Origin of the sequence: Erwinia typographi (assembly GCF_000773975.1) — a bacterium.
In the GTDB taxonomy this organism is placed as follows: domain Bacteria; phylum Pseudomonadota; class Gammaproteobacteria; order Enterobacterales; family Enterobacteriaceae; genus Erwinia; species Erwinia typographi.
On the sequence record NZ_JRUQ01000128.1, the window covers coordinates 1 to 779 of the forward strand.

1 protein-coding gene is annotated in these 779 nt (G+C 60.5%); it reads left to right on the forward strand.

What is annotated here, in order from left to right:
* Nucleotides 1–779: inverse autotransporter beta domain-containing protein (locus tag NG99_RS27230; protein WP_034900014.1), on the forward strand; the 779-nt coding region annotated here is incomplete at both ends.

Genomic DNA, 779 nt, shown 5'->3' on the forward strand with positions numbered 1-779 from the left:
GTACGTACGTTCTGGCAGAATGGCTGGATGTATGGCGGGAACGTCTTTTTTGATGATGACTTCACCGGTAAAAACCGCCGTGTCGGTCTGGGGGGGGAAGCATGGACGGATTACCTTCGCCTGTCGGCCAATACCTATGTGGGGACCACGCAGTGGCACGGTTCCCGTGATTTTGATGATTCGTGGCAGGAAAAACCGGCCGACGGTTATGATGTCAGGGCTGAAGGCTGGCTGCCGGCATTCCCGCAACTGGGCGGAAAGCTGGTCTGGGAGCAGTATTATGGCAGTCAGGTGGCGCTGTTTGACAAAGACCATCTGCAGCGAAATCCGCATGCGGTGACGGCAGGTCTGACGTACACGCCGGTACCGCTGGTGACGCTGGGCGTGGACCAGAAGCAGGGGGCCGGGCAGCATGACACGCAGGCGCTGCTGGGGCTGCACTGGACGATGGGGCAGAACTGGCGCTGGCAGACAGACCCTGCGAATGTGGCCGCCCTGCGCACGCTGGCGGGCAGCCGGTATGAACTGGTGAACCGGAATAATGAAATTGTCATGCAGTACCGTAAAAATCCGGATGAGGGCGTGGCGTACCTGGCGCTGACGGTACTGACAGACAACAGTCCGGCAGATGGCGTGTCCCGTGATGTGCTGCAGGTGCTGGCCACCAACCGTAAGGGGCAGCCCGTACGTAACACGGCCGTGTCCTGGAGCCTGACGTCAGACGGCAGCGCGAAGCTGACGTCCTCATCTGCCGTTACCGGAGAAAACGGCGTTGCCAC